This window comes from Mycobacterium sp. TH-M82, from assembly GCF_057473605.1.
The window spans coordinates 1-5,820 of the sequence record NZ_JBYCKY010000539.1 but is presented as its reverse complement, the minus strand read 5'-3'; the positions used below and the strand labels follow the sequence as shown (position 1 = coordinate 5,820).

6 protein-coding genes and 1 tRNA gene are annotated in these 5,820 nt (G+C 62.3%); 6 read left to right on the top strand and 1 reads right to left on the bottom strand.

What is annotated here, in order from left to right; genetic code table 11:
• The first annotated feature begins 20 nt into the window (after window positions 1–20).
• Window positions 21–96: transfer RNA gene (locus tag AC2VON_RS16390), tRNA-Arg, on the top strand.
• A 235-nt stretch (window positions 97–331) separates the two neighbouring features.
• Here the strand turns inward: AC2VON_RS16390 and AC2VON_RS16385 are convergent.
• Entirely contained in the window at window positions 332–1,258 is a 927-nt protein-coding gene (locus AC2VON_RS16385; RefSeq protein ID WP_486953895.1) for a hypothetical protein, read from the bottom strand.
• Window positions 1,259–1,367: 109 nt separating this feature from the next.
• On the opposite strand from AC2VON_RS16385, the gene AC2VON_RS16380 reads away from it, so the two are divergent.
• From AC2VON_RS16380 to AC2VON_RS16360, 5 genes are all read left to right on the top strand, one after another.
• The gene (locus tag AC2VON_RS16380) at window positions 1,368–2,570 is read left to right on the top strand and encodes an XRE family transcriptional regulator (RefSeq protein WP_486953894.1); all 1,203 of its coding nucleotides are present in this window, start codon (window positions 1,368–1,370) and stop codon (window positions 2,568–2,570) included.
• Window positions 2,567–3,037 (top strand): DUF4411 family protein, encoded by a 471-nt coding sequence (locus AC2VON_RS16375; RefSeq protein WP_486953893.1) that lies wholly within the window; start codon window positions 2,567–2,569, stop codon window positions 3,035–3,037. Before AC2VON_RS16380 ends, AC2VON_RS16375 begins: the two co-directional genes overlap by 4 nt.
• A gap of 110 nt (window positions 3,038–3,147) precedes the next feature.
• The gene (locus AC2VON_RS16370) at window positions 3,148–3,831 is read left to right on the top strand and encodes a cyclase family protein (protein ID WP_486953892.1); all 684 of its coding nucleotides are present in this window, start codon (window positions 3,148–3,150) and stop codon (window positions 3,829–3,831) included.
• Window positions 3,832–4,150: 319 nt separating this feature from the next.
• Window positions 4,151–4,450 (top strand): hypothetical protein, encoded by a 300-nt coding sequence (locus tag AC2VON_RS16365; RefSeq protein ID WP_486953891.1) that lies wholly within the window; start codon window positions 4,151–4,153, stop codon window positions 4,448–4,450.
• A gap of 2 nt (window positions 4,451–4,452) precedes the next feature.
• Window positions 4,453–5,553: a hypothetical protein gene (locus AC2VON_RS16360; protein WP_486953890.1), complete on the top strand. Its 1,101-nt coding sequence runs from the start codon at window positions 4,453–4,455 to the stop codon at window positions 5,551–5,553.
• Window positions 5,554–5,820: the final 267 nt, after the last annotated feature.

Below are 5,820 nucleotides of genomic sequence, written 5' to 3'. Positions count from 1 at the left end.
CGCAGCGTCTTGTCAGGTGCGCCCCCGTAGCTCAGGGGATAGAGCGTCTGCCTCCGGAGCAGAAGGCCGCAGGTTCGAATCCTGCCGGGGGCACCAGCATTCGCACAGCTCAGAGGCTATTTCTGGGCCAGGCCGGAACCGCTGCACGACATATGCGTGACATAGCTTCCACAGGTCAAGCGAGTGCCGGCTTTGCTGGGCCTTCCGAATCGGTGTTGAGCAGGGTTCGCAGCTTCGCAATCTGCCCCGTCGTCAGCGGTGCGGCCTCGTGATATTCCTGGGGCATTGCGGAATTTTCCGCAATGCAATTAGGGCCGAGGGACAGGGGGTTTCATATCCCGCGGAAAGGCAACCCCATATCCTTCGCCGCCTGCGCAAGTCCACTCTCCATTCCTCTGATTATATGCGCTATTGGGGACAAGCCATTAGTGCTGAAATACCAAGCCCAGGACATATAGCCCCTCGTATCCATTTTAGGTAATAGCGCCGCGCTTGGCAGTCTTTTAGCTTTTGGTTGGATTTCCGCTATGACCACACCTTCGGATATATTGGATTGCCTGAACGTATTAAGCAGCTTCGTTGGTATTTCGCTGTTACCGACCGGACGTATTGCGGTAAACATGAGATGGCCGAGCGACCAAGATGCCTGCGTGACTCCCATTATCCGGCCTCCGCTAAGGCCGACTGGGCCGCACCCGACAAATGTATACGCATGATGCGGGTCTCCCATATGACCTACAAAAATATACCACTCGGGAATATCGTGACCATCATAAACCGCCTGAATATCCTCGGGCTGTGGTATTAATTTGTTCTCGTGATAGGAGAGCAGGACGGCCACTTTTATGGCCCATAAGCGAAGGTCTACCGGATCGGGTTTTAAGCTGTCGTCGTACGGATCAAATATCCATGGCTCGACAGCGGCGTCTAACCTATTTAACCAGCCGCTATTACAGTAATCGCACACCCACTTCGCGGTCACTTGAAACAAAATCTCCGGCTCCGCCGACCGTTTCGATCCGTCGATATTATACTTAACGAATTCCCTTTTAGCCGCCGGATGATTACTCGGAATAACGCTGCATTCTAGCTTTTCTCGCCACGACTCGCGGAACAAGTGCTCGCGGGTCATGTCCTCGACCCTGCGCGAATTCGGATCGTGCGGATGAATGAGGTCGCCCTTCGCTCGACCGCAGAACAGACACCGCCGCCGGTTCTCCTGCTGCCGCTCTTTCCGCTCCTGCTTGGTCTTGCCCACTCACAGCAGCGTAGCCAGAACCGGTGTCGGCGTTGTCGATCGTGCTCTTCGACGCTCCACCTCGTAGCGTGCGATTGATGCCTGTTGTGGGTGGGGTTGGTGCATCATCATGACTATGCCGTCGATACCTGCCCCAGTGGAGCCGTCTGTGCTGCGCTGGGCACGTGAGTCGTGTGGGCTGGACGCGTTGGCGGCGGCCCGCAAACTCGGCCTGGCCGATGATCGGGTGGAGGCATGGGAAGCGGGCGCGGTGGTGCCTACCATCGCGCAACTGCGCAAGGCCGCCGAGGTGTACAAGCGCTCGCTGGCGGTGTTCTTCCTGTCCACGCCGCCGGAGGGGTTCGACACCCTGCGGGACTTCCGGCGGCTCGACGGTGCCGAGGCGGGACACTGGTCGCCGGAGTTGCATGAAGAATTCAGACGAGCGCACACCCAGCGCGACTTCGCGCTTGAGTTGGCCGAAACCGAAGAGCGGGAGCTACCCGACGCGTGGCGCGTGCCGGTGTCGGCGGATGACAGCGACGCCGAGATTGCCCGCCGCATCCGTGCGGCGCTGATCAAAGTCGGCCCGCTGCCGACCCCGCCTGCCACGCTCAATCCCTACGAGCACCTGAATGCTTGGGTGTCGGCCATCGAAGCGTCCGGCGTTCTGGTGTTGGCGACACGCGGCGGCAAGGTGGCCGTGGACGAGATGCGCGCCCTGTCGCTGTACTTCGACATGCTGCCCGTGATTGTGCTCAACGGCGGCGATTACCCCCGCCCCCGTCTGTTCTCGCTGCTGCATGAGTTCATACACCTGGTGCTACACACCGAGGGGCTGTGCGACGTGGTGACCGACGACCGGCCCCGTACCGCGAACCGGACACTGGAAGCCCGGTGCAATGCCGTCGCCGCCGCCGTGCTGATGCCTGCCGCCGAGGTGCGCGCACGGCCGGAAGTCGTTGCGCGCACGGATATTCCGGTATCGTGGGACTACGACACATTGCGCCCGGTTGCAGCGCTGTTCGGTGTCAGTGCCGAGGCGTTCCTACGACGACTGTCCACGCTGGGACTGGTGCCCGTCGAGCTATATCGCCGGCGGCGTGCCGAGTTCGTCGCCGCCCATGATGAAGAGGCCGACCGCAACCGCGCATCGGGCGGCAACTGGTACCGCAGCGCCGTGCGCGACCTCGGCAAGGCGTACGTGCGCGCCGTGACCGATGCCCACCGCCGCCGCGTGATCGACAGCAACACCGCCGCGATCTACCTGGATGCGAAGGTGAGCCAGATACCCCGCCTGGCCGAATCCGCCGAGTTGCGGAGCATGGTTTGACCGACGAGTTTTACTCCTTCGACACCAGCGCCATCCTGAACGGACGGCGTGACCTGTTCCGGCCCAAGGTGTTTCAGACCCTGTGGGCGCAGATTGAGGACGCGATAGTCGCCGGTCAGATCCGGTCGGTGGATGAGGTGCGAAACGAACTGAACAGGCGCGACGACGACGCACGGCAGTGGGCCGACGCGCAAGCTAACCTGTTCGTCCCGCTTGAACGGCCGATACAGCAGAGCGCCGCACAGATTCTCAACCTGCATCCCCGGCTTGTCAGCCAGAGTGGCAGGCGCAGTGCCGCAGACCCGTTCGTGATCGCGCTGGCGATGGTCCACAACGGGACCGTCGTGACCGAAGAGGCAGCCAGAGGGAACCTGACTAGTCCGCGCATACCCGACGTGTGTGGCAATCTCGGCGTGCCGTGTCTCAACCTCATGGGTTACATCGAGGCGCAGGGCTGGACGTTCTAGTGGTGTGTCCTGTATTTGGCTGACTTTTTCGAGGGCCATTCGGCGGCGACATCCCACCAGGCAAGCTCTGCGGCACCAGCACGACACCAGGAGAGGAGTGTGACGTCACGATGATCGACCTGACAATGCCGATCCGAGAGAATGACGGAAGATACACATCGCGCAACACCTTTTACCCCGAACCGCACACATTCGCGGAGCACCGTGTCCAATCCTCGACCTTCAAGATGTTCGCTCACTTCGGAACGCACGTGGATGCTCCACGCCACTTCATACCGGGCGGCGCAACCATCGATCAGGTCGCCCCGCAGCGACTGATGGGACGTGGTGCAGTCTTCGATCTTTCAGACTTCGACAGCTACCGCGCCATCGACAGCAGCGTGCTCGGCGACCGCGACCCCGGATTGGCACCAAACGACATTGCGATTCTGCGCACCGATTGGACCGACCGCAAATGGGGCGCAAACGATTTCCATAGCAACGCCCCATTTTTAACGGGTGATGCCGCGCTCTGGCTCGTCGATCACCAAGTCAAAGCGGTTGTCTACGATTTCCCTGAAGAAGAGATCATCCGGAAGGACGAATGGGACGGCAAGGACGCCATCGTCCACCACGCCCTTCTGGGCAACGACATCTACAACATCGAGTATGTCGTTCACCTGTCCCGCATCTCAACACCATTCGTCGGGATCATCGCCATGCCGCTGCCTTTGGTGGCGCTCGACGGGGCACCGGCACGGGTTCTGGCATTCGAAGGCGATCACGCGCTGTCGTTCTTCGCGTCCGAACCCTGAAGCCTCGGGCCGGATGTCGCGGCGAACCCGATGTCTTGATACGCCATTGCCAGATGGGCCGATTGGCTCAATCACCACCACATCTGCAAGCACCCGCGGCGACATCCGGCCGGTCGAGACGAAGACCGCCCACTACTCACAACCCCCAGAAAGAAGCCCTCAGCTGAATCTCACGGCCGAAGTCTCCCGACTTGACGGGTCGCTCAATCCACAGCTTTTGACAATTGCTCGCAGAACGTAAGCCACGCCCGCTACCTCGTTCAGCTACGCCGCGTGAAGTGAATTTCCTCTACCCAACAACCGGCCTAAGATCGCCCAGGTGGGAGCGCAACAGTTACAGGTCGTCGCCCCCGGGCTGCAGGTGACCGCTACGCGATGGCAAGGCTTAAGTGGCCAGCTCACCGCCGGTCCCCCACCGTCACCAGGCCAGCCGTTCCAAACCACCAGCACCGCACTGAGCGGTGTGTACGCGGCCATCGGTGCGGCTGCAGTGGCGTTAGCGGCACGAGCCCAGGCCACCGCTGGCGCAGCTACCCAGGCTGCCGCCGGGTACGCCGACCAAGAGGCCGCCAGTGCGGCCGAAATGACGGCCGTAGCCCAGAACGGGCAAATGGCGTAGCGATGCCTGCCGCCCTGTCCCAGATTCGCATGTGGAGCACCGAGAACCTGATCAACGCGGCCCACTACCTGACCACCAACGCCGATCGGTGGGAAGACGTGTTCCTGCAGATACGCAACGAGTCCTATGCGCTGCCGTGGCGGGGGGCAGGCGGTGACGCGCTGCGCCTACGTGCCAGCGCCGACCTGCCTGTCGTCAGCGGCAAAGCGGACCAATTACGCCGGGCTGCCGGGATCGCCCGCAACGGCGCCAGCGACATCAGCGCGGCGCAACGTCGGGTGCTGTATGCCGTTCAGGACGCGCAGGAAGCGGGTTTCGTTGTGGGAGAAGATTTGTCGGTGATCGACACCCGCACCGGCACGTCGCCCGCCGAGCAGGCCGCCCGCCGAGCCCAGGCAGCGAGCTTCGCCGCCGACATTCGCTTCCGCGCCGAGCTACTGGAAGCGGCGGACGCGAAGGTTGCGGGGCAGTTAGCCGTCGCGGCTACCGGCGTGGGTGAGATCGGCTTCGCGCCGGAGCATCACGAAATTCAGTTGGTCGACTTCAAACACGATGGCGGGCCGCAGCCCAACCCCGCTCCATCACCAGCTCCCGGTTTGCCGCCTGAGGGCCTACGACCTCCCGTCGACGGGAACCTGACCACCGGGCCCGCTAGCCGCCCCAGCGAGCAGGCAGAGGGGGGCATGAGCCTGTGGGACAACAAAGGCGGAGAGTGGCGATACGACCCCGGCGCTGACAAGTGGCATAACCCGCACTGGGACTACAACCCGCATGACAGAAAGTTCGCTCGGTGGCAAAACATTCAAATCGGCGATCTTCCACCACACACCGCCGAAGCAGCACCCAGGGGCGGCGCGCCCGCACCGAAGTCACCGCCCGCTCCGCGGTCCGTGCCCGCACCGGCTCCGCCGGTTGAAGCGCCGACGCCACCCAAGCCAGGGCCAACCCCGACCCCACCGAAGGTCGGTAAAGGGCCGATGACCGGAGGCGGGCCCACGCTGCCGTTCGGACCGCAAGTCATCCACCCACCGCACAGCGTTCCCCACCATTTCCCCATCCTGGGAGAAGATGAACCGTGGGAAAACCCTCGAGACTTCGAGTAGTAGCCTGCACCACTTGCGTCGATGCGCCGTTTGCGAGACTGCGGCCGCCGACCGGCTGGCGTATGCACGTCGTAAGCCAAGATGCGGTTCATCTCGCGCCGGCTGGACATTCCACCGTTGTTCAGATGCTGCCCCTGATTGTTGCTGTTCCTGTTGGCTGTGAGAAATCATGAGGACTATGACCGTTCGCGCCGGACTGGCTCCCAAGTTCTACTTTGGCCGCGACGCGGTGCTGTTGGCCATGGACAACGCAGGGGTGACCCCATT

Bases quoted from the DNA above. Each gene is read 5' to 3' on its own strand.
- AC2VON_RS16380 (WP_486953894.1), top strand. From the start codon at position 1,368: ATGACTATGCCGTCGATACCTGCCCCAGTGGAGCCGTCTGTGCTGCGC.
- AC2VON_RS16370 (WP_486953892.1), top strand. From the start codon at position 3,148: ATGATCGACCTGACAATGCCGATCCGAGAGAATGACGGAAGATACACA.
- AC2VON_RS16360 (WP_486953890.1), top strand. From the start codon at position 4,453: ATGCCTGCCGCCCTGTCCCAGATTCGCATGTGGAGCACCGAGAACCTG.